This window comes from Micromonospora sp. NPDC023644 (genome assembly GCF_040640115.1).
Taxonomy (GTDB): Bacteria; Actinomycetota; Actinomycetes; order Mycobacteriales; family Micromonosporaceae; genus Micromonospora.
In genome coordinates, this window is record NZ_JBFABA010000038.1 from 38,584 (window position 1) to 57,836 (window position 19,253).

Here is a 19,253-nt window from a genome sequence, read left to right on the forward strand (position 1 = left end):
AACCTATCGGGGCGCGCGGTGACCGGCGCCACCCGCCGCCGCGCGGGCTCAGCGGTCGCCGAGATACGCCTCCAGCTCCACCTCGACCAGGTGATCGGGGTCGAGCAGGCCGGCCACCACCACCATGGTGGCCGCCGGGCGGACCGCGCCGAAGACCACGTTGTGCGCCCGGCCCACCTCGTCGGCGTACGTCCGGTCGGTGACGTACATCCGGGTCCGCACCACGTCCCCGGGCTCCGCGCCCACCTCGGCGAGCGCGTCCAGCCCGATCCGCAGGGCCTGGGCGGTCTGCGCCGCCGCGTCGCCGACGTGGGTGACCACACCGTCGACGGTGGAGGTGCAGCCGGCCGTCCAGGCCAGGTCGCCGGCCCGGACGACGCGGCAGTAGCCGTACAGCGACTCCCACGGGCCGCCCGAGCCGAGCCGCGTGACGGTCACGCCGCGGCCAGGGTTTCCAGCGCCTGCGCCACGGTGAAGGCGCCCGCGTAGAGCGCCTTGCCGGCGATCACGCCCTCCACCCCGATCGGCTCCAGGGTGGCCAGCGCCCGCAGGTCGTCCAGGGTGGAGACCCCACCGGAGGCGATCACCGGGGCGTCGGTGCGGGCGCAGACCTCGCGCAGCAGGTCCAGGTTCGGCCCGCGCATGGTGCCGTCCTTGGTGATGTCGGTGACGACGTAGCGCGCCGCGCCCGCCTTGTCCAGCCGCTCCAGCACCTCGAAGAGGTCGCCGCCGTCGCGCGTCCAGCCCCGGGCCGAGAGGGTACGTCCCCGCACGTCCAGCCCGATCGCCACCCGGTCGCCGAACTCCCCGCACACCCGGTCGCACCAGACGGGGTCCTCCAGGGCGGCGGTGCCGATGTTCACCCGGGCGGCCCCGGTGCCGAGCGCCGCCCGCAACGACTCGTCGTCGCGGATGCCGCCGGACAGCTCCACCTTCACGTCGAGCTGCCGCACGACCTCGGCCAGCAGGTGCGCGTTGGAACCGCGGCCGAACGCGGCGTCGAGGTCGACCAGGTGGATCCACTCGGCGCCGTCCCGCTGCCAGGCCAGCGCGGCCTCCAACGGGTCGCCGTACGTCGTCTCGCTGCCGGCGGCGCCCTGCACGAGTCGGACGGCCTGGCCGTCGGCGACGTCCACGGCGGGCAACAGGGTGAGGCTCACGGTATTTCTCCTCGAAGTCAGGTGCGACGGTCCAGGGCGATCACCACGATCGCCGGCAGTACGAGCAGCAACAGCACGACCAGCGCGATCCGCAGCGCGAGGTCGTCGACGAACGACCAGATCAGGACCATCGCCACCAGGGTCAGCAGCACGATGGCGGCGCGCTCGCCACGGCTGTGCCGGGGCAGCCGACCCGTCCGCCCCCGGCGCAGCGACGGCGTCATCCGGCGGACCAGCGCCCGCCGCCGCGACCGCCGGGCCGCCCGCCGCTCGCGGACGACCCGTGCCCGGGCCGCCTCGGCCTCCCGGGCCGCCCGGCGCCGGGCCCGCTCCTTGCTCACGACGTGCCCCGCCGACGGGGCGGCCGGCCGAGCGACCGTGGGCGGGCGGACGGGCGGCCGGCGGGCCGGAGCGGACCCGCCCCGCCGGACAGGCGCTCAGTCACCGGTGGGGAGCGTGGCGAGCCAGTTGCGCAGCAGCGCGGCACCGGTGTCGGCGGACTTCTCCGGGTGGAACTGCGCGGCGCAGAGCGAACCCCGCTCCACGGCCGCCACGAAGTCCGTCTCGTGGTGGGCGGTGGTGACCGTGGCGCCGGCCTCCGCCAGCGCGCCCGGCGCCCCGACCCCGTACGAGTGCACGAAGTAGAACCGGCTGTCGGCGGGCAGGCCGGCGAAGAGCACCGACCCCGCCGGCGCCGCGACCGTGTTCCAGCCCATGTGCGGCAGCCGGGCGGCGGCCAGCCTGGTCACCCCGCCGGGGAGCAGCCCGAGCCCCTTGGTCACCACGCCGTGCTCGTCGCCGTGCTCGAAGAGCACCTGCATGCCCACGCAGATGCCCAGCACCGGGCGGCCCGCCTCGACCCGCTCGGCGATCACCGGGCCGGCGCCGAGGGCCTCGATCCCGGCCATGCAGGCGGCGAACGCGCCCACGCCCGGCACCACCAGGCCGTCGGCCTCGGCGGCGGCGGTCAGGTCGTCGGTCACCGTCACGTCCGCGCCCGCGCGGGCCAGGGCCCGCTCGGCCGAGCGCAGGTTGCCCGACCCGTAGTCGAGCACCACCACGCGGCTCATGCCGTCACCACCCTCCGGTCGGCGGCGCCGCGACGCCGCCGCGCGCTCCGCCCGCTCACGCACCCTCCCCCGGCAGCAGCCAGAGCACGCCGGCGGCCGTGGCCAGCACGGCGAGCAGCGCGGTGACGACCACCGCGCCGCGCGGGGCACCCTGCCTGTGCAGCGACCACGCCCCGCCGACCAGCACGCCGGCCAGGATCAGCAGCAACGACGGCAGCACCCCACCCATCAGAGCCGCCCTCCGTTCGCGACTGCGGGACTCCGCTGCGCTGCGTTCCTCGCGCTCACAGAGCCCTTCTCGTTCGCGACTGCGGGACTCCGCTGCGCTGCGTTCCTCGCGCTCACAGGGCCCCCTTCGTGCTGGGGATGGCGCCCGCCGCGCGCGGGTCGATCGCCGTGGCCTCGCGCAGCGCGCGGGAGACCGCCTTGAACTGGGCCTCCACCACGTGGTGCGCGTCCGGGTGGCCGCCGGGGCGGGCCGCCCGCAGCACGTCCACGTGCAGGGTGATCCGGGCCGCCTGGCCGAAGGACTCCCAGACGTGCCGGGTCATGCTGGTCGGGTAGACCGGCCCGATGTACGGCGCCAGCGCCGGCTCGTCGTGCACCACGTACGGACGGCCGGAGAGGTCGACCGCGGCCCGGACGAGGACCTCGTCCATCGGGACGGTGGCCGAGCCGTACCGCCGGATGCCGGCCTTGTCCCCCAGCGCCTGGTCGAACGCGGCGCCCAGGGCGAGCGCGGTGTCCTCCATCGTGTGGTGGGCGTCGATCTCCAGGTCGCCCACGGTGCGCACGGTCAGATCGAAGCCGCCGTGCCGGGCGATCTGGTGCAGCATGTGGTCGTAGAAGCCGACCCCGGTGCCGATCTCGGCCCGGCCGGCGCCGTCGAGGTCGATCTCGACGAGGACCTTCGTCTCCTTGGTGATCCGCTCCACCCGGGCGGTCCGGCTCATTGCTTGCCTTTCGGTCGCGACTGCGGGGCTCGCACGCTCACTTCTCGCTCCCACTAGATCTTCTCCACGGCGGCGAGGAAGGCGTCGGTCTCGGCGGGGGTGCCGGCGGTGACCCGCAGCCAGCCCGGCAGGCCGACGTCGCGGACCAGCACGCCGGCGTCGAGCAGGGTGCGCCAGGCGACGGCCTGGTCGCCCCCGACCTCGAACAGCACGAAGTTGGCGTCGCTGTCGGCCACCCGCAGCCCCCGGTCGCGCAGCCGCGCCACGATGCGGTCGCGCTGCTCGGAGATCGCCGCCACCGTGCCGAGCAGAGCGTCGCGGTGCGCCAGCGCCGCCCGGGCCGCGGCCTGGGTGAGCGCCGAGAGGTGGTACGGCAGCCGGACCAGCTGCACCGCCGCCACCACCGCCGGATCGGCGGCGAGGTAGCCGAGCCGGCCACCGGCGAAGCCGAACGCCTTGCTCATCGTCCGGGTCACCACCAGCCGCGGATGCCCGGGCAGCAGCGCCAGCGCGCTGACCGTGCCGGGGCGGGCGAACTCGGCGTACGCCTCGTCGACGACCACCATGCCCGGCGCGGCGTCCAGCACCGCGGCGACCACCGCCGGGTCGAGGGCGGTGCCGGTGGGGTTGTTCGGTGAGCAGAGGAAGACCACGTCCGGGGCGTGCTCGCGCACCTGGGCGACCGCCTCGTCGGCGGTCAGCCCGTAGTCGACGCCGCGGCGGGCCGGCACCCAACGGGTGCCGGTGCCGAGCGCCAGCAGCGGGTGCATCGAGTACGCGGGGGTGAAGCCGAGCGCGCTGCGCCCCGGCCCGCCGAACGCCTGGAGCAGCTGCTGCTGGATCTCGTTGGAGCCGTTCGCCGCCCACACCTGGTCGACGGTGAGCCCGTGGCCGAGATAGCCGGCCAGGTCGGCGCGCAGCGCCACGGCGTCGCGGTCCGGGTAGCGGTTGAGGTCGCGCAGCTCCGCCGCGAGGGCCTTGCCGATCGCGTCCACCACCGGCTCGGGCACCGGGTAGGAGTTCTCGTTGGTGTTCAGCCGCACGGGCACGTCGAGCTGCGGCGCCCCGTACGGCGACAGCCCGCGCAGGTCGTCGCGGATCGGCAGGTCGTCGAGCCCGCTCACGCCGCCACCCCGTTCCGCCCGGTGACGGCCCCGGGCCGTCGAGGGTCGAGCCTGCCGCTGCGCCCGCTCACCCCAGCTCCCCCGGGAAGCGCACCTGGACCGCCCGGCCGTGCGCCGGCAGGTCCTCCACGGTGGCCAGGGTGACCACGTGCGGGGCCACCTCGCGCAGCGCCTGCTCGGAGTAGTCGACCAGGTGGATGCCGCGCAGGAAGGACTGCACCGACAGCCCGGACGAGTGCCGGGCGCAGCCACCGGTGGGCAGCACGTGGTTGGAGCCGGCGCAGTAGTCGCCGAGCGACACCGGCGACCAGGCGCCGACGAAGATCGCCCCGGCGTTGCGCACCCGCAGCGCCCACTCGCGGGCGTCCCGGGTCTGGATCTCCAGGTGCTCGGCCGCGTACGCGTCGACCACCCGCAGCCCGGCGTCGAGGTCGTCGACCAGGACGACGCCGCTCTGCTCGCCGGTGAGCGCGGTGGTGACCCGCTCGGCGTGCTTGGTGGCCGGCACCTGCCGGGCCAGCTCCCGCTCGACGGCCTCGACCAGCTCGACCGAGGGGGTCACCAGCACGCTGGCCGCGAGGGGGTCGTGCTCGGCCTGGCTGACCAGGTCGGCCGCGACGTGCGCCGGGTCGGCGGTGTCGTCGGCCAGGATGGCGATCTCGGTCGGGCCGGCCTCGGCGTCGATGCCGACGACGCCGCGCAGCAGCCGCTTGGCGGCGGTGACCCAGATGTTGCCCGGGCCGGTGATCATGTCGACCGGGTCGCAGTGGGCGGCGCCCTCGGCGTCGACCGCCGCGCCGTACGCCAGCATCGCCACGGCCTGGGCGCCGCCGACGGCGTAGACCTCGTCGACGCCGAGCAGGGCGCAGGCGGCGAGCACCCGGGGGTCGGGCAGCCCGCCGTTGTCCTTCTGCGGCGGGCTCGCCACGACCAGCGAGCGCACCCCGGCCGCCTGGGCCGGCACCACGTTCATCACCACGGTCGACGGGTACATCGCCAGGCCGCCGGGGACGTAGAGGCCGACCCGGTCGACCGGCACCCAGCGCTCGGTCACCGTGCCGCCCGGCACCACCTGGGTGGTGTGGTCGGTGCGGCGCTGGTCGGCGTGCACCTTCCGGGCCCGGGTGATCGATTCCAGCAGCGCGGCGCGCACCTCGGGGTCGAGGGTGCCCTCCGCCTCGGCGATCGCCTCGGCGGGCACCCGCAGCACCTCGGGCGAGACCCCGTCGAACCGCTCACTGGCCTCCCGGATCGCCGGGTAACCATGCTCCCGGACCGCCTCCACGAGGGGGCGGATCCGCTCGACGGCCACGGAGACGTCGAGTTGGGCACGGGGCAGCAGGCGGCGCGGGTCAGGGACGCCGCCGCGCAGGTCGATCCGGTTCAACACCCTTGCGAGTCTAGGCGGCCCGCCCGGACGGCGACCGGCGCCGCCCGTACGCCGGGACGGTGAGCCGGGACACGCCGCCGCGCCGGGATCGGGCTACGCTCGACGCGTGACTGCGCGGCTGCCGGTGTTTCCGCTCGGAATGGTCCTCTTCCCCGGTCTGGTGCTGCCGCTGCACATATTCGAGGAGCGCTACCGCGCCCTGGTCCGGCACCTGGTCGCGCTGCCCGAGGAGGCCCCGCGCGAGTTCGGCGTGGTGGCCATCCGGGCCGGCTGGGAGGTCGCCCCCACCTGGCCGGACGGCCGGCCGCTGCCCGGCGGCGACGTCACCCTGCACGAGGTGGGCTGCACCGCCGAGCTGCGGCAGGTCACCGAGCGCCCCGATGGTGGCTTCGACATCGTCACGGTGGGCAAGCGCAGGTTCCGCATCGCCGACGTCGACCGCGACGCCGAGCCCTACCTCACCGCCGACGTGGAGTGGCTGCCCGAGCCGGGCGGGCCCGACGAGGTCGCCGACCTGCTCGCGGCCCGGGTGATCTCGGTCTTCCGGCAGTACCTGGGCCTGGTCCGCGCCGACCCGGAGCAGCTCTCCGAGCAGCTGCCGGAGGACCCGACGGTGCTGTCGCACCTGGTGGCCGCCACGGCCGTGCTGACCGTGGCCGACCGGCAGCGGCTGCTCGCCATCGACGACACCGCCGCCCGGCTCCGCGCCGAGCTGCGCCTGCTCAACCGCGAGGCGGCGCTGCTGCGCCAGGTGCGGGCGGTTCCGGTGCCGCTGGCGGAGCTGGCGTCCCCGCCGACTCCCAACTGAGCCCGGGTGCGCCGGGCTCGCGCTCGGGGCGCAGCGAGGGCCAGCGCGACCAGCCGGCCAGCAGGGTGTACGTCACGGCCGCGCCGAACGCGGGCAGCAGCAGGTTGCCGTGTGGCACCGGCAGCACGCCGAGCAGCCACTCGATCCCGCCCGCCCGCAGGTCGGCCGGCTTGCCGAAGGCCTGGCCGACCGGCGCGCTCTCCAGCAGTCGCTCGTAGCCGGCGAGCCCCATCCGCCGGCCGACCTGCCAGGCGACCAGTCCCGCGCCGAAGGCGCCGAACACGGCGGCGAGCAGGCCGACCGGCCCCCGTACCCGGCGCAGCAGGAACCACAGCGCGAGCGCGGCGAGCACCCCGAAGCCCAGCCCCAGCAGGCTGAACCAGCCGTCGGCGGCGACCGGCTGCTCCGGCTGCGGCTCGGCGTAGATCGCCCCGTCGGCGACCTTGAGCACCGGCGTGTCCGGCGCGAGCGCGGCCCAGAGCAGCCCGAGCGGCACCCCGAGCACGCTCGACGCGAGCACCGCCAGCAGGGCGAGCCGCACCGCCCGCCCGCGCGGCAGGTCCGGCTCCGCCGGCGGCGCGAGCGGGTAGCCGGCGGCGTACTCCAGGCCGGTCCCGCCGGGGACGTACTCCACCGCCGCGCCGTACGGCGGGACGCCGGCCGTGGCGTCGTGCGGCGGGAGGCCGGTCGTGGCGTCGTGCGGCGGGACGGGCTCCCCGGCGGCGTGCGGGTCGGCGGGGCCGACGCGGGCCGGTGGGCCGGGTTCCGGCCAGGCGGCCGGCGCCCCCGGCTCGTCGGGCCGGCGGCCGGGCCGGTCGGGTTCGGGGGTGTCCGCACTCACCCGGTGATCCTCTCAGGCCCGTGGGCGGCGTGGGTGGCCGGTGGCGGCACACCCGCTCAGCGGGCGAACGGCTCCAGCATCACCGCGGCGGCCTTCAGCCACGCCTGCCGGGTCTCCTGCTGGAGCTGGTGGTACTCGATCGAGGAGCCGGTCTCCAGCGCCGGGTCGTACGGCACCACGGCGACGGCCCGGGTGCGGGTGGCGAAGTGCCGCTCCAGGTCGTCCTGCAACGGCGAGCGGCCCGGCGTGGGGCAGGAGATCAGGGTGACCGCGTTGTCGGCCAGCTCCCCCATCCCCACCTCGTGCAGCAGGTCGAGCATCCAGTCGGCGCTGAACGCGGCGTCCTCACGCGGCACGGTGGTCACCACGAGCTGGTCCGCCGCCTGCATGACGGTGCGCCAGTTGGCGCTCTCCACGTTGTTGCCGGTGTCCACGCAGACCACGTCGTGGGTGCGCCGCAGCAGCTCCAGCACCCGCCGGACGGTGAACTGGTCGAGCCGCTGGGCGAACCGCGGGCTCTCCTCGCCGGCCAGCACGTCGTACGAGCCGTCGGAGGCGTGCCGCAGGTAGTCGTCCAGGTGCTCCAGCAGCTCGGGCCCCTCCTTGATCTCGACGTGGGCGAGATCGCTGACCAGGTGCCGGATGGTCCGGGCGTGCCGGGCGCTGCCGGCGCGCAGCCCCAGCGTGCCGCGCAGCTCGTTGTCGTCCCAGGCCAGCACGCCCCGCCCACGTACGCTGCCGACGGTCGCCGCGGCCAGCACGGTGGCGGTGGTCTTGTGCACGCCGCCCTTCGGATTGGCGAACGCGAGCACCCGGGGGGTGCCCAGGTCGCGGCGGAGCACCCCGACGGCGCGCTCCAGTTCGTTCTCCGCGCCGCGTGGGCGCCACTCGACGCGCGCCGGATAGCCCCGCTCGGCGGCCACCGGGGCGGCGGGCGGCGGCACGGCGGCCACCGCCGTGGCGGGCGGGGGTGGCGCGGCGGGCGGGGCCGGCGGGGGCGGCGCCTGGTGGGAGCGCCGGGAGCGGTAGCCGTTGTCGAGCACCGCGTAGCGGGACTCGACCGGGGGCGACTCGTGCCGGTAGCCGTTGTCCAGCACCGCGTAGCGCGACTCGACCGGCCCGGCGCCGCGGCGCGGCTCGGACTCGATGCGGGGCGGCGGAGGCTGGGCCGGCACCCGGTAGGACGGCTCGACGGGATCCGACCGGTAGGTGGGCTCGATCGGATCCGACCGATAGGACGGCTCGACGGGATCCGACCGGTAAGTGGGCTCGATCGGATCGGACCGGTAGGTGGGCTCGATCGGATCGGACCGGTAGGTGGGCTCGACCGGATCCGACCGGTAGGTGGGCTCGACCGGATCCGACCGGTAGGTGGGCTCGATCGGGGCGGCGCGGTAGGCGGGCTCGGGCGGGTACTCCGGCTCCACCCGGTAGGCCGGCTCGACCGGGTCCATCCGGTAGGCCGGCTCCACCCGGTAGGTGGCCTCGGCCCGGTAGCCGGCGTCGACCGGGCGACCGTACTCCGCGCCGTACGGCGGCGGGCCGGGCTCCGGCACGTACGGCTCGGGAGCCCGCCCGATGGCCGGCACCCGCGCGGCGAAGCCGTTGCCCGACGAGCGGCGGGGCAGCGGCTCCGGTGGGAGGGGCGGCGGATCGGCGTGCCGGTCGGCCTCGGCCTGCTCGGCCGTGCGGCTGCCGTGCCGGGCCCGGTCGAGCAGCGCCCGCCACCGCGGTGCTGGTTCGGCCGGCCGCCCCCAGCCGGTCTCGCTGCCCTCCACGGCTCGCCCTCCCAGCGCCATCGATGCCCGTCTGACAGGCTACGAACGAAACCCTATTCGGACCACACCCGTCTACGCACCTTCGGTTCTTCCTCCCGTCACGGCACGGGGCCCGGTCTGCCGCCGCCGGCGGCGTCTGCCGAGGTCGACAGGGCCAGCGGACGCGGCCCGCCGGGCGGCGACCCGGCCGAGGCGGGTGACGCGTCCGTCACGCCCGGTGCGGGTTCCGACGTTTCGCCCACCGCCGGGATCGGCGACGGGCCCGGCCGGCCCCCGTCGGGCGGCCGCCGGAGGCCGGTCCCGGGGAGCGGCCCCCGTCGGGCGGCGGGCGGGGATGCCCCTCGTCGGATCGTCACGGGCGGAACGACGCTCAGTCGCGGAGGATCTCGAGCGCGCGGTCCAGGTCGTCAGGGTAGTCGCTGACGAAGCGCACCTCGTCCCCCGTGCGGGGGTGCAGGAAGCTCAGCGACCGGGCGTGCAGCCACTGCCGGGCCAGACCCAGCCGGGCGGAGAGCGTCGGGTCCGCGCCGTAGGTGAGGTCGCCCACGCACGGGTGCCGCAGTGTGGAGAAGTGCACCCGGATCTGGTGGGTCCGCCCGGTCTCCAGCCGGACGTCGACCAGGCTCGCGGCCGGGAACGCCTCCACCGTGTCGTAGTGGGTGATGCTCGGCTTGCCGCCGGAGACCACCGCCCAGCGGTAGTCGTGGGTGGGGTGCCGGTCGATCGGGGCGTCGATGGTGCCGCGCAGCGGGTCGAGGTGCCCCTGCACCACCGCGTGGTAGCGCTTCTCCACCTCGCGGTACTTGAACGCCCGCTTCAACGCGGTGTAGGCCTGCTCGCTCTTGGCCACCACCATGATGCCCGTGGTGCCCACGTCGAGCCGGTGCACCACGCCCTGCCGCTCGGCGGCGCCGCTGGTCGAGATGCGGTGCCCGATCGCGGCCAGCGCGCCGATCACCGTCGGGCCGGTCCAGCCGGGGCTCGGGTGGGCCGCGACGCCGACCGGCTTGTCCACCACCACGATGTCGTCGTCGGCGTACACCACCCGCAGCCCGGGCACCGCCTGCGGCACCACGGTCGGCGGGGCGACGGGCGCGGGCAGGGTCACCTCCAGCCAGGAGCCGGCCTTCACCCGGTGGGAGTTGGGCCGGGCGGCCCCGTCGACCAGCGCGTCGCCGGCGTCGACCAGGGCCGCGGCGGCGGTGCGGGAGAGCCCGAACAGCCGCGACACGGCCTGGTCGAGCCGCATGCCGTCGAGGCCGTCGGGAACGGGCAGGGAACGGTGGTCGCCGCCGGCGGCGAAGGCGGCGGTCATGCCCGCTCCCGCTGCCCGGCGTCGGCCCGCGCCGGCTCGTCGGTGGCCGCGCCGTGACCGATCCGGCTGCCGTCGCGCTGCCGGCCGGTCAGCTCCAGCAGGAGGGCGAGCAGCACGCCGCAGACCAGGGCGCTGTCGGCCAGGTTGAACACCGGAAAGACCCGGCCGTACGGTGCGAAGACGCTGACCATGTCCACCACGTGCCCCACGAACCAGCCCGGGGCGCGGAAGACCCGGTCGACGAAGTTGCCCAGCGCCCCGCCCAGCACCAGGCCCAACGAGATCCCCCACGGCAGCGAGCGCAGGCGCAGCGCCATCCAGACGATCCAGCCGACCACCCCGAGGGTGATCAGCGGGAAGACCCAGGTGTGGTCGGCGCCGATGCTCCACGCCGCGCCGCTGTTGCGGGTGAGGCTGAGGTAGACCGCGCCGCCGAGCAGCCGGACCGGCTCCCGGTCCTCCAGGGCCCTTAGGGCGAGGTGCTTGGTGGCCGCGTCGGCGGCGAGCACGGTCAGCGCGATGCCGAACAGGGTGACGACGGCCCGGCGGTAGGGCGTGCCGGCCCTCGGCTCGGCGCTGCCGGCACCCGGCTCAGCGCTGCCGGGCCCGGCGGGCGGTGCTTCGGACATCTGCTCCCCATCGACGCTCGCGGCGACGCTCGCGCGCCGCCTCCCATGGCCGCCGGGGAGCGGGCCTCAGCGCCGCTCCTCCAGCTGCTTGCACGTCACGCAGAGGGTGGCCGACGGGAAGGCGGCGAGCCGCTCCACCGGGATGGGGTTGCCGCACCGCTCGCACCAGCCGTAGCCACCCTCGTCGAGCCGCTCCAACGCGCGCTCGACCTGCGTGATCCGTTCCAGGATGCTGTTGGCGAGAGAGATCTCCTGCTCACGCTCGAACGTCTTGGTCCCGGTGTCGGCCTGGTCGTCCCCGGCCGAGTCGGTCAGCCGGTCGCGCTGCAGCTCGGTGATCTCGCTCAGCGTCCGATCGTACTCGGCGCGCAACTCGTCGCGCCGCGCCGCCAGGGCCGCCCGGATCTTCTCGGTCTCCGCAGCGCTGCGGGTGGCCTTCGCCACCGGCTTCCGGCCGGCGGTCCTGGTGTCGGCTGGCTTCGCCATCGTCGCTCCCTCGGCCGCGGAACCGCGGCGGTCCGCGGCACCTGGACAGGGGCCGCCGGCATCGGCGCCCCCAGGTACAAAAGGGGCGCGCGGCGACGGCGCCGCGCACTCCGGAGGTTCGCAAGAATACGGAACGTACAGGCGCACGACAACGTGCCGCACCGACGCACCGACGTTCGGCCCCTAGCCATCCCTAACCGGGGCAAAAGGAACGCTAGCAGATCACGCGTCCGGGCCCTGGCCGTACTCGCCAAACCAGCGGGCCAGCCGGCCCCGCCGACTGACCGCCCGCAGCCGCCGCTCCGTCTCGTCGCGCACCCCGGCGGTGGCCACGATCAACATGCTGTCGCCGGTCTTGAGCCGGAAGTCCGGGCCGGGCACGACACCCGCCCCGTCGCGCAGCACCAGCGTCACCGAGGCGCCCAGCGGCAGCCGCAACTCGTCGACGTGCACCCCCGCCAGCCGCGAGCCGGGCGGCACCTCCAGCTGGAGCAGGTCCGCGCCCATCCGCTCCAGCGGCGCCGTCTCCACCCGGATCTCGGTCGGCTCGGCCGGCGCGGTCACCCGCAGCCGGCGGGCCACCGGACCCAGCGTCCCGGTCTGCAGCAGCGTGAAGATCACCACCAGTACGAAGACCGAGTCGAAGAGCCGGTCGGCGCCGGGCACCCGCTGCGACAGCGGGATGGTGGCGAGCACGATCGGCACCGCCCCGCGCAGCCCCGCCCAGGACAGGAACGCCTGCTCGCGCAGGTCGAACCGGAACGGCAGTGCGGACGCCGCCACCGACAGCGGCCGGGCCAGCAGCACCAGCGCCAGCCCGGCGACCACGGCCGGCAGCACCGCCGAGCCCAGCCGGCCCGGCGAGACGAGCAGCCCGAGCAGCACGAAGAGCCCGATCTGGGCCAGCCACGCGAGGCCGTCGGCGAAGCCGAGGATCGCCTGCCGGTGCGGCAGCCGGGCGTTGCCGAGGATCACCCCCGCCACGTAGACGGCGAGGAAACCCGAGGCGTGCAGCACCGCGCCGGCCGCGTAGGCGAACACCGTCAGCCCGACCGCCGCGATCGGGTAGAGCCCCGCCGACGGCAGCGCCGCCCGGCGCAGCGCCCACCGCCCGCCCACACCGGCCGCGAAGCCGACCGCCGCCCCGGCGCCCAGCTCGTAGCTCACCAGGGAGACCTCGTACCACCACGGGTGGTTGATCCCCTCCCGGGACAGCAGCACCACCAGCAGCACGACCGGGGCGTCGTTCATCCCCGACTCCGCCTCCAGGGTGGCCACCAGGCGCGGCGGCAGCCGCAGCCGGCGCAGCGTGGCGAAGACCGCCGCCGCGTCGGTGGAGGAGAGCACCGCGCCGTAGAGCAGGGCCAGCCGCCAGTCCAGGCCCAGCAGCAGGTGCACGACGAGGCCGACGACCAGGATGCTGACCACCACGCCGACCGTGGAGAGCAGGGCGGCCAGCCCGAGCACCGGCCGCAGGGTGCTCCACCGGGCGGTCAGCCCGCCCTCGGCGATGATCACGATGAGCGCGCAGAAGCCCAGGGTCCGGGTCAGCTCGGCGTCGTCGAAGCGGATTCCCAGCCCCGCCTCCCCGATCGCCACCCCGAGGGCCAGGTAGACCAGGAGGCTCGGCACGCCGAGCCGGGTGGAGAGACGGACGGCGCCGACCGCGACCAGCAGGACACCCGCGCCGAGCAGGAGCGCTAGATCCAGCCCCGGCGTCACCGCCGCCCGGCCCCGGCGTCGGTCACCCGGCGGCCCCGTCGCGCAGCCGGCGCAGCGCCTCCGCCAACTCCGGAGCGGGGCCCTCGACCAGGAAGAGCTTGTCGCGGCTGGCCGCGCCGGCCCGCAACGACACCACGCCCGGCCGTACGCCCAGCGCGCCGGCCAACGCCCGCCGGGCCGCCTCGGTGGCCCGCCCGTCCACGGCCGGGGCGTTCACCGCGATCACGAGGGCCGGCCCGTGCGGCCCGTCGAAGCGACCGCCGACACGGGCCCGGGCGGAGCCGGGCTTCACCCGGACCGCGACGGTCAGCGTGGCGTGCATCAGGGAACTGTCCCGCCGCTCAGATCCGACCGGCGTCGGCGGCCAGGGCGGTGTCGGGCGCGCAGCGGGCGCACGGGGTGAAGCCGAGGTCGACGGCCTCGGCGACCGGCAGCGGCTCGTGCTCCCGGCCCGCGAGGTAGGCGCAGTCGGCCAGGTGGTAGCGGGGCCGCCCGTCGACCACCCGCACCTCGGCGTCGAGGCGGGCCACCCGGGCGGCCTCGACCGGCGTGACGTCCTGCGCGGGCGGCTCGTCGTCGTACGGCACGGCGGGGCCCGCCCCGGGCGTGGCCGCCGGGACACCACCGTCGGTCGCCGGCGGCTCGGGTGGTTGCCGCCACCCGGTGCCGTCGGCGTCGACCGTGGGAGGAACGTGCTGGACGGGGATCTCCGGCTCCACCGGCGGCCCGCCGGCGAAGGCCGGCCCGGCCGGGCGGGTCGCCCGACGGGGCCGCCACCCCGGCCCGCCCGGATCCGCCGTCGCCCGGTCCGCGGCCGCCTGGCGGGCGCCCGCGACCAGCGCGACGGCGGCCAACAGGCTGGCCGCGATGGAGATGGTCAGGAGAACGCTGGAGCCACCGGCCAGGCCGAGCACCAGCAGCACCACCGCGACGAGGATGAGCAGGAGACTGGCGACTATCACGGCTCACCCCCGCCGCGTCGTGCTGATGAGGCGAGGTCGGCGACCGTCATGGTGGCGACGGTCGCCGACCGATGGTTCAGCGACCGGCTTCGAGAGCGCCGGAACGACCGCCGCCGCCGCCGTAGGAGCCGGCGAGACCGGCCGTGGCCAGCCCGTTGCCCCCGCTGGCGGCCCGGGTGCCCTCGACACCCCGGGTCATCTCGGCCTCCAGGCCCTGGCCGCGACCGTCGAGGTCACGCAGCTGGCTCTCCAGGTATGCCTTGAGCCGGGTGCGGTACTCGCGCTCGAACTGCTTGAGCTCCTCGATGTGCTTCTGCAGGGCGGTGCGCTTGGCGTCCAGGCCGCCCATGGCCTCCTGGTGCCGCTGGCGGGCGTCGCGCTCCAGGGCGTCCGCCTTGGAGCGGGCCTCGCGGGTGACCTCCTCGGCCTTGGAACGGGCCTCGGAGAGCAGCTGGTCGGCCTCGCGACGGGCGTCGGAGACGTGGTCGTCGGCAGTCCGCTGGGCCATCATCAGCACCCGCAGCGCCTGCTGCTCGCCGTCACCGCCGACCGCCGGGCCACCGGCGGTACGGACCTGCTCCAGCTCGGCCTGCATCGCGCGGGCGGCCTGCTCGGCCGCCGCCTTGTCGCGCTGCACCCGGTCGAGCTGGGCCTTGACGTCGTTGAGCTCCGCCGCGAGACGGGCGTCGCCGCCGGGGCCGGCGGGGGCGCCACCACGGCCGCCGCGCTCCACCTGGGCGCGCAGCTCGTTGTTCTCCTCGATGAGACGGGCAAGCTCGCGCTCGACCTCGTCCAGGAAAGCGTCGACCTCCTCCTCGTCGTAGCCCCGCTTGCCGATCGGCGGCTTTTTGAAGGCGACGTTGTGGACGTCGGCCGGGGTCAGCGGCATCGAAACTCCTCGGGTCAGTTGCGGCCGCGAAAGCGCGTCGGTCATCAGACGGTGCCGATGATCGACCGCCTCAACACGAACTCCATCAGCACGAACAGGATAACCAGGAGCACAAGTGAGGCCAGGTCGATGCTCACGGTACCAATTCGCAACGGAGGGATCACACGCCTCAACGCGTTGAGAGGGGGATCAGTGACGCTCCACACGATTTCCAGCCCCACCGATGCCCCGCGCCCCGGCTGCCAGCGGCGGCCGTACTGCAGGACCGCGCTCAGGACGAACCGGGCCAGCAGGACGAGCAGGAAGAAGTACAGCACCAGATACAGCACTTGCAGCACGATCGACAACACGGCAGGTGACGTCCCTCGGGTCGGGCGGGGCTAGCTCAGGCTGAAGAAGCCGCCCTCGGCGATCTTGGCCTTGTCCTCCGCGGTGACCTGGACGTTGGCCGGTGAGAGCAGGAACACCCGATTGGTCACGCGCTCGATCGTACCCCGCAGCCCGAACGCGAGGCCGGCGGCGAAGTCGACAAGTCGACGCGCGTCCGCCTCGTCCATCTCGGTGAGGTTGATGATCACCGGAACGCCGTCCCGGAAGTGCTCACCGATGGTGCGCGCCTCGCGGTACGTGGTGGGGTGCAGCGTGGTGATCTGGTAACGCTGCTCCTCCTCGGCCATCACCGCACGCTCCCGGGGTTGTGCCTGCGGCGCCAGGGCCAGGTTGTCGCGCGTGTGGTAGGTCAACGCGCCCGACGTGTCCCCGGCCGACGGCCGGGTGATGGAGCGGACGCTGGACCGCTCGGCCCGCTCCGGCCGGTCGGTGTCGCCCCGCTCGCCGTCGGCCGCCCGGGCGGCGGCGCGCTCGGAGAGCCGGCCACGGTCACCGAGCCGGGACCGGGGCGCCGGCGGCTCCTCGGAGTCGTCCTCGTCCTCGTCGGCGAACTCCTCCGAGTACCGGCTCTGCCGGTAGCGCGAATCGCGGTAGCCACCCTTGTCGTAGCCACCGTCGTCGTAGGCCCGCTCGTCGTCCTCTTCGACCAGACCGAGCCAGACCCCCGCCTTGCGCAGTGCACCCATCCCGCGCCCTTCCCGTCCGCCGTGCGGCACGCGCCCCCGTACCGTGTCGCTTGTCGCGAGTGGACCACTTCTGCCCACCGGAGCGGATCGGCAATCCCCTGGCGCGCGATTCGCGTCGCGTGCCACGACCCCCGACAACGGGACGCCGCTCCCTCAAAACAACACAGCTGTAATTTGCTTCCCGCGGTCAGGCTACCGCAGCGTGGGACGCATTCCGAGCAACGCGCTGCCGACGCGGACATGTGTCGCGCCGTACCGGATCGCGATCTCCAGGTCGCCGCTCATCCCGGCGGAGAGCGCGGTGGCTCCCGGATGGACCGCCCGGAACGCGGTGGCCACCTCGGCCAGCCGGGCGAACGCCCGCTCCGGCTCCCAGCCCAGCGGCGCGACCGCCATCAGGCCGGTCAGCCGCAGCGCCTCCGCGCCGGTTACCGCCTCGGCGACCGCGTCGAGCCCGGCGCCCGGGTCGGCCGAGTCCGGCAACGCCCCGCCCCGGGCCGCGTCACCGTCGATGCTGACCTGGACCAGCACCTCCAGCGGCCGGTCCCGCGCCGCCGACGACGCCGTGTCCAGCGCCCGCGCCAGCCGGACACTGTCGACCGAGTGCACGACGTCGGCGTAGCGGACCACCGAGCGGGCCTTGTTGCGCTGCAACTGCCCGATGAAGTGCCACCGGGCAGTCACCCCGGCCGCGGCCACCTCGGCGGCCTTGGCGGCCGCCTCCTGGTCGCGGTTCTCCCCCACGTCGACGACGCCGAGCCCGGCCAGGGCCACCACGTCCCCGGCCGGGTAGGTCTTGGTCACCGCGATCATGGTGACCTCGGACTCGTCCCGTTCCGCGGCGGCACAGGCGTCCGCGATCCGGGACCGTACGCGGCCCAGGCCGGCCGCGATCTCGGCGCGCCGGTCCGGGCGCACCGTGGCTTGGCTGTCGGTCATCGCGGTGCTCAGGAACCGTTCTTGAGGAAGTCGGGCACGTCGACGTCGTCGAAGAGGACCCGGCGGGGCGACTGCTGCGGGGCCGGCATGGTGGCCGGCGGGGCGACCGGTGCGCTCGGCTGCGCCGGCTGGTTCTGGTTGCTCTTGCGGGGCGGCTCGGCCGCCTTGTACGCCGGCGCGCCCCCGTCGAAGCCCGCCGCGATGACGGTGACCCGCACCTCGTCGCCGAGGGCGTCGTCGATGACGGCGCCGAAGATGATGTTCGCGTCCGGGTGGGCCGCGTCGGTGACGAGCTGGGCCGCGTCGTTGATCTCGAACAGGCCGAGGTCCGACCCGCCGGCGATGGAGAGCAGCACGCCGCGCGCGCCGTCCATGCTCTGCTCCAGCAGCGGGCTGGAGATGGCCGCCTCGGCCGCCTCGACGGCGCGGTTCTCGCCGCGCGCGCTGCCGATGCCCATGAGCGCGCTGCCCGCGCCGCTCATCACGCTCTTGACGTCGGCGAAGTCCAGGTTGATCAGACCCGGCGTGGTGATCAGGTCGGTGATGCCCTGGACACCGGAGAGCAGCACCTGGTCGGCGGTGCGGAACGCGTCCATCATGCTGATGTTGCGGTCGCCGAGCGCCAGCAGCCGGTCGTTGGGGATGACGATCAGCGTGTCGCACTGGTTGCGCAGCTCGTCTATTCCGGACTCCGCCTGCACCTGGCGGCGCTTGCCCTCGAACGAGAACGGCCGGGTGACCACACCGATGGTCAGCGCGCCGAGCTTGCGGGCGATGTTCGCCACCACGGGCGCGCCGCCGGTGCCGGTGCCGCCGCCCTCGCCGCAGGTCACGAAGACCATGTCGGCGCCCTTGAGCACCTCCTCGATCTCGTCGCGGTGGTCCTCGGCGGCGTTCTTGCCGACGTCGGGGTTGGCGCCGGCGCCGAGCCCACGGGTCAGCTCGCGGCCGACGTCGAGCTTCACGTCGGCGTCGCTCATGAGCAGCGCCTGCGCGTCGGTGTTGATCGCGATGAACTCGACGCCCTTGAGCCCAACCTCGATCATCCGGTTGACGGCGTTGACGCCGCCGCCACCGATGCCGACGACCTTGATGACCGCCAGGTAGTTGTGCGGAGGTGTCATCTCCGGTCCTTTCCCTTCGAGATTGGCATGGGCCGACCGGGTAAGGCCTGGCCAAACCAGCGGTCGACGACAGCTGTCACCAGTGAGCGCGAGGATCAAACCCTCACCCTCTACTAGAGGCTTACACTTATGTCAACCACTGATCCCCTTCGGGGCAACGTAAGCGCCCTCACGCGATGAGCCAAGGACCCGCTCGGCGTGTCGCCGCCGGAGCGGGACGGGTCACGTCGTCGGCTGAGCCACCGGTCACCGCAGGGTCACCACGTCCGGCGCGCTGACGTCGATGGTGTCGGCCTTCCGGTCGAGCAGGGCGCTGGCCACCCGGGCCTTGTCCGCGCCCCGGGTCGCGTCCCCCCAGACCACCACCCGGTCGCCGCGCAGCCGCAGCGTGATCCGGGCCAGTCCCTCGACGGTCACGTCCACCAGCTCGGCACGCAGCTGCGGGGTGAGCGCGCCGAGCACTTCCAGCGCCGCCCGGGTCGGCCCGTCGCCCGGGCCCGGCTCGGCGAGCCGGACCAACGGCAGGCCGTCCGGCTGCCGTGGCACGGTGCGGAAGACCACGCCCGCGCGGTCGATCACCACGAACTGCTCCCCGCGCGGCACCACCGCCACGCCGGTGCGCTCGGTCACCCGCACCACCAGCGTGTCCGGCCAGTCCCGGGTCACCACCGCCCGTTCCACCGCCGGCAGCCCGCCGACCCGCCGCGCGGTGGCGGCCAGGTCCACCCGGGCCAGCGGGGCGTCGTCGGGCACCGCGGCCGCGTCGCGGACCTGCACCGTGGTCACCAGCTCGGCGCCCTCGACGCGGACCTCGCGCACCCCGAACAGCCCGGTGCCGAGCAGGGTCCAGGCGACCAGCGCGGCCACCCCGAGCACGCCCGCGGCGACCGCCCACGGCAGCGCCGCGCGCATCCGGCGCTGCCGGGCCCGGGCCATGAACCGGCGGGTCGAGGCGGGCACCGCGTCGCTGCCGGCCCGCACCAGCTG

General features: G+C 75.0%; 23 protein-coding genes. 1 reads left to right on the forward strand and 22 read right to left on the reverse strand.

What is annotated here, in order from left to right; genetic code table 11:
- Positions 1 to 48: 48 nt before the first annotated feature.
- The 8 genes from AB0G08_RS22805 to hisD all read right to left on the reverse strand — a co-directional run bounded on the left by AB0G08_RS22805 (position 49) and on the right by hisD (position 5,697).
- The gene (locus AB0G08_RS22805; protein ID WP_357876556.1) at positions 49 to 438 is read right to left on the reverse strand and encodes a RidA family protein; all 390 of its coding nucleotides are present in this window, start codon (positions 436 to 438) and stop codon (positions 49 to 51) included.
- A complete protein-coding gene (priA, locus tag AB0G08_RS22810; RefSeq protein WP_358091239.1) occupies positions 435 to 1,160 on the reverse strand; it encodes a bifunctional 1-(5-phosphoribosyl)-5-((5-phosphoribosylamino)methylideneamino)imidazole-4-carboxamide isomerase/phosphoribosylanthranilate isomerase PriA in 726 nt (241 codons plus the stop codon). The genes AB0G08_RS22805 and priA overlap by 4 nt, the downstream gene beginning before the upstream one ends.
- Before the next feature lie 17 nt (positions 1,161 to 1,177).
- Positions 1,178 to 1,501 (reverse strand): hypothetical protein, encoded by a 324-nt coding sequence (locus AB0G08_RS22815; RefSeq protein WP_358091241.1) that lies wholly within the window; start codon positions 1,499 to 1,501, stop codon positions 1,178 to 1,180.
- A 96-nt stretch (positions 1,502 to 1,597) separates the two neighbouring features.
- Positions 1,598 to 2,230 carry an imidazole glycerol phosphate synthase subunit HisH gene (hisH, locus tag AB0G08_RS22820; RefSeq protein WP_358091243.1) on the reverse strand — a complete coding sequence of 211 codons (633 nt, stop codon included), beginning with the start codon at positions 2,228 to 2,230 and terminating at the stop codon, positions 1,598 to 1,600.
- A 55-nt stretch (positions 2,231 to 2,285) separates the two neighbouring features.
- Entirely contained in the window at positions 2,286 to 2,459 is a 174-nt protein-coding gene (locus tag AB0G08_RS22825; protein WP_357876548.1) for a hypothetical protein, read from the reverse strand.
- Positions 2,460 to 2,571: 112 nt separating this feature from the next.
- Positions 2,572 to 3,183: an imidazoleglycerol-phosphate dehydratase HisB gene (gene hisB / locus AB0G08_RS22830; protein ID WP_358091245.1), complete on the reverse strand. Its 612-nt coding sequence runs from the start codon at positions 3,181 to 3,183 to the stop codon at positions 2,572 to 2,574.
- A gap of 53 nt (positions 3,184 to 3,236) precedes the next feature.
- On the reverse strand, positions 3,237 to 4,307 hold the full coding sequence (locus AB0G08_RS22835) for a histidinol-phosphate transaminase (protein ID WP_358091247.1): 1,071 nt from the start codon (positions 4,305 to 4,307) through the stop codon (positions 3,237 to 3,239).
- A 67-nt stretch (positions 4,308 to 4,374) separates the two neighbouring features.
- The gene (gene hisD, locus AB0G08_RS22840) at positions 4,375 to 5,697 is read right to left on the reverse strand and encodes a histidinol dehydrogenase (protein WP_358091249.1); all 1,323 of its coding nucleotides are present in this window, start codon (positions 5,695 to 5,697) and stop codon (positions 4,375 to 4,377) included.
- Between the two features lie 106 nt (positions 5,698 to 5,803).
- Here hisD and AB0G08_RS22845 point away from each other — a divergent pair, with 106 nt between their 5' ends.
- Positions 5,804 to 6,505, forward strand: a complete 702-nt coding sequence (locus AB0G08_RS22845) for an LON peptidase substrate-binding domain-containing protein (RefSeq protein ID WP_358091251.1) — start codon at positions 5,804 to 5,806, stop codon at positions 6,503 to 6,505.
- Here the strand turns inward: AB0G08_RS22845 and AB0G08_RS22850 are convergent.
- From AB0G08_RS22850 to AB0G08_RS22915, 14 genes are all read right to left on the reverse strand, one after another.
- Positions 6,420 to 7,346: a DUF2567 domain-containing protein gene (locus AB0G08_RS22850; RefSeq protein ID WP_358091253.1), complete on the reverse strand. Its 927-nt coding sequence runs from the start codon at positions 7,344 to 7,346 to the stop codon at positions 6,420 to 6,422. The genes AB0G08_RS22845 and AB0G08_RS22850 overlap by 86 nt on opposite strands.
- A 56-nt stretch (positions 7,347 to 7,402) precedes the next feature.
- Complete coding sequence (locus tag AB0G08_RS22855; RefSeq protein WP_358091255.1) at positions 7,403 to 9,124, reverse strand: AAA family ATPase; 1,722 nt, start codon at positions 9,122 to 9,124, stop codon at positions 7,403 to 7,405.
- 370 nt (positions 9,125 to 9,494) lie between these two features.
- Entirely contained in the window at positions 9,495 to 10,439 is a 945-nt protein-coding gene (locus AB0G08_RS22860; RefSeq protein WP_358091257.1) for an RluA family pseudouridine synthase, read from the reverse strand.
- The gene (lspA, locus tag AB0G08_RS22865) at positions 10,436 to 11,068 is read right to left on the reverse strand and encodes a signal peptidase II (protein ID WP_358091259.1); all 633 of its coding nucleotides are present in this window, start codon (positions 11,066 to 11,068) and stop codon (positions 10,436 to 10,438) included. Before lspA ends, AB0G08_RS22860 begins: the two co-directional genes overlap by 4 nt.
- A 66-nt stretch (positions 11,069 to 11,134) precedes the next feature.
- Positions 11,135 to 11,554: a TraR/DksA C4-type zinc finger protein gene (locus tag AB0G08_RS22870; protein WP_121400566.1), complete on the reverse strand. Its 420-nt coding sequence runs from the start codon at positions 11,552 to 11,554 to the stop codon at positions 11,135 to 11,137.
- A gap of 222 nt (positions 11,555 to 11,776) precedes the next feature.
- Entirely contained in the window at positions 11,777 to 13,276 is a 1,500-nt protein-coding gene (locus AB0G08_RS22875) for a potassium/proton antiporter (protein ID WP_358091261.1), read from the reverse strand.
- 22 nt (positions 13,277 to 13,298) lie between these two features.
- Positions 13,299 to 13,598, reverse strand: a complete 300-nt coding sequence (locus AB0G08_RS22880; protein WP_358091262.1) for a DUF167 domain-containing protein — start codon at positions 13,596 to 13,598, stop codon at positions 13,299 to 13,301.
- A gap of 19 nt (positions 13,599 to 13,617) precedes the next feature.
- On the reverse strand, positions 13,618 to 14,238 hold the full coding sequence (locus AB0G08_RS22885) for a hypothetical protein (RefSeq protein WP_358091264.1): 621 nt from the start codon (positions 14,236 to 14,238) through the stop codon (positions 13,618 to 13,620).
- Positions 14,239 to 14,314: 76 nt separating this feature from the next.
- The gene (locus AB0G08_RS22890) at positions 14,315 to 15,127 is read right to left on the reverse strand and encodes a DivIVA domain-containing protein (protein WP_358091266.1); all 813 of its coding nucleotides are present in this window, start codon (positions 15,125 to 15,127) and stop codon (positions 14,315 to 14,317) included.
- Positions 15,128 to 15,171: 44 nt separating this feature from the next.
- Positions 15,172 to 15,477: a YggT family protein gene (locus tag AB0G08_RS22895; protein ID WP_088999245.1), complete on the reverse strand. Its 306-nt coding sequence runs from the start codon at positions 15,475 to 15,477 to the stop codon at positions 15,172 to 15,174.
- Positions 15,478 to 15,507: 30 nt separating this feature from the next.
- A complete protein-coding gene (sepF, locus tag AB0G08_RS22900; RefSeq protein WP_358091268.1) occupies positions 15,508 to 16,203 on the reverse strand; it encodes a cell division protein SepF in 696 nt (231 codons plus the stop codon).
- 192 nt (positions 16,204 to 16,395) lie between these two features.
- On the reverse strand, positions 16,396 to 17,142 hold the full coding sequence (locus AB0G08_RS22905) for a YggS family pyridoxal phosphate-dependent enzyme (RefSeq protein ID WP_358091270.1): 747 nt from the start codon (positions 17,140 to 17,142) through the stop codon (positions 16,396 to 16,398).
- Between the two features lie 8 nt (positions 17,143 to 17,150).
- On the reverse strand, positions 17,151 to 18,266 hold the full coding sequence (gene ftsZ, locus AB0G08_RS22910) for a cell division protein FtsZ (RefSeq protein ID WP_357883525.1): 1,116 nt from the start codon (positions 18,264 to 18,266) through the stop codon (positions 17,151 to 17,153).
- A 246-nt stretch (positions 18,267 to 18,512) separates the two neighbouring features.
- The coding region (locus AB0G08_RS22915) for an FtsQ-type POTRA domain-containing protein (RefSeq protein ID WP_358091272.1) at positions 18,513 to 19,253 on the reverse strand (741 nt) is incomplete at its 5' end.

Bases quoted from the DNA above. Each gene is read 5' to 3' on its own strand.
- AB0G08_RS22825 (WP_357876548.1), bottom strand. From the start codon at position 2,459: ATGGGTGGGGTGCTGCCGTCGTTGCTGCTGATCCTGGCCGGCGTGCTG.
- lspA (WP_358091259.1), bottom strand. From the start codon at position 11,068: ATGTCCGAAGCACCGCCCGCCGGGCCCGGCAGCGCTGAGCCGGGTGCC.
- AB0G08_RS22905 (WP_358091270.1), bottom strand. From the start codon at position 17,142: ATGACCGACAGCCAAGCCACGGTGCGCCCGGACCGGCGCGCCGAGATC.
- hisB (WP_358091245.1), bottom strand. From the start codon at position 3,183: ATGAGCCGGACCGCCCGGGTGGAGCGGATCACCAAGGAGACGAAGGTC.
- AB0G08_RS22890 (WP_358091266.1), bottom strand. From the start codon at position 15,127: ATGCCGCTGACCCCGGCCGACGTCCACAACGTCGCCTTCAAAAAGCCG.
- AB0G08_RS22860 (WP_358091257.1), bottom strand. From the start codon at position 10,439: ATGACCGCCGCCTTCGCCGCCGGCGGCGACCACCGTTCCCTGCCCGTT.
- AB0G08_RS22880 (WP_358091262.1), bottom strand. From the start codon at position 13,598: ATGCACGCCACGCTGACCGTCGCGGTCCGGGTGAAGCCCGGCTCCGCC.
- AB0G08_RS22870 (WP_121400566.1), bottom strand. From the start codon at position 11,554: ATGGCGAAGCCAGCCGACACCAGGACCGCCGGCCGGAAGCCGGTGGCG.
- sepF (WP_358091268.1), bottom strand. From the start codon at position 16,203: ATGGGTGCACTGCGCAAGGCGGGGGTCTGGCTCGGTCTGGTCGAAGAG.
- hisH (WP_358091243.1), bottom strand. From the start codon at position 2,230: ATGAGCCGCGTGGTGGTGCTCGACTACGGGTCGGGCAACCTGCGCTCG.
- ftsZ (WP_357883525.1), bottom strand. From the start codon at position 18,266: ATGACACCTCCGCACAACTACCTGGCGGTCATCAAGGTCGTCGGCATC.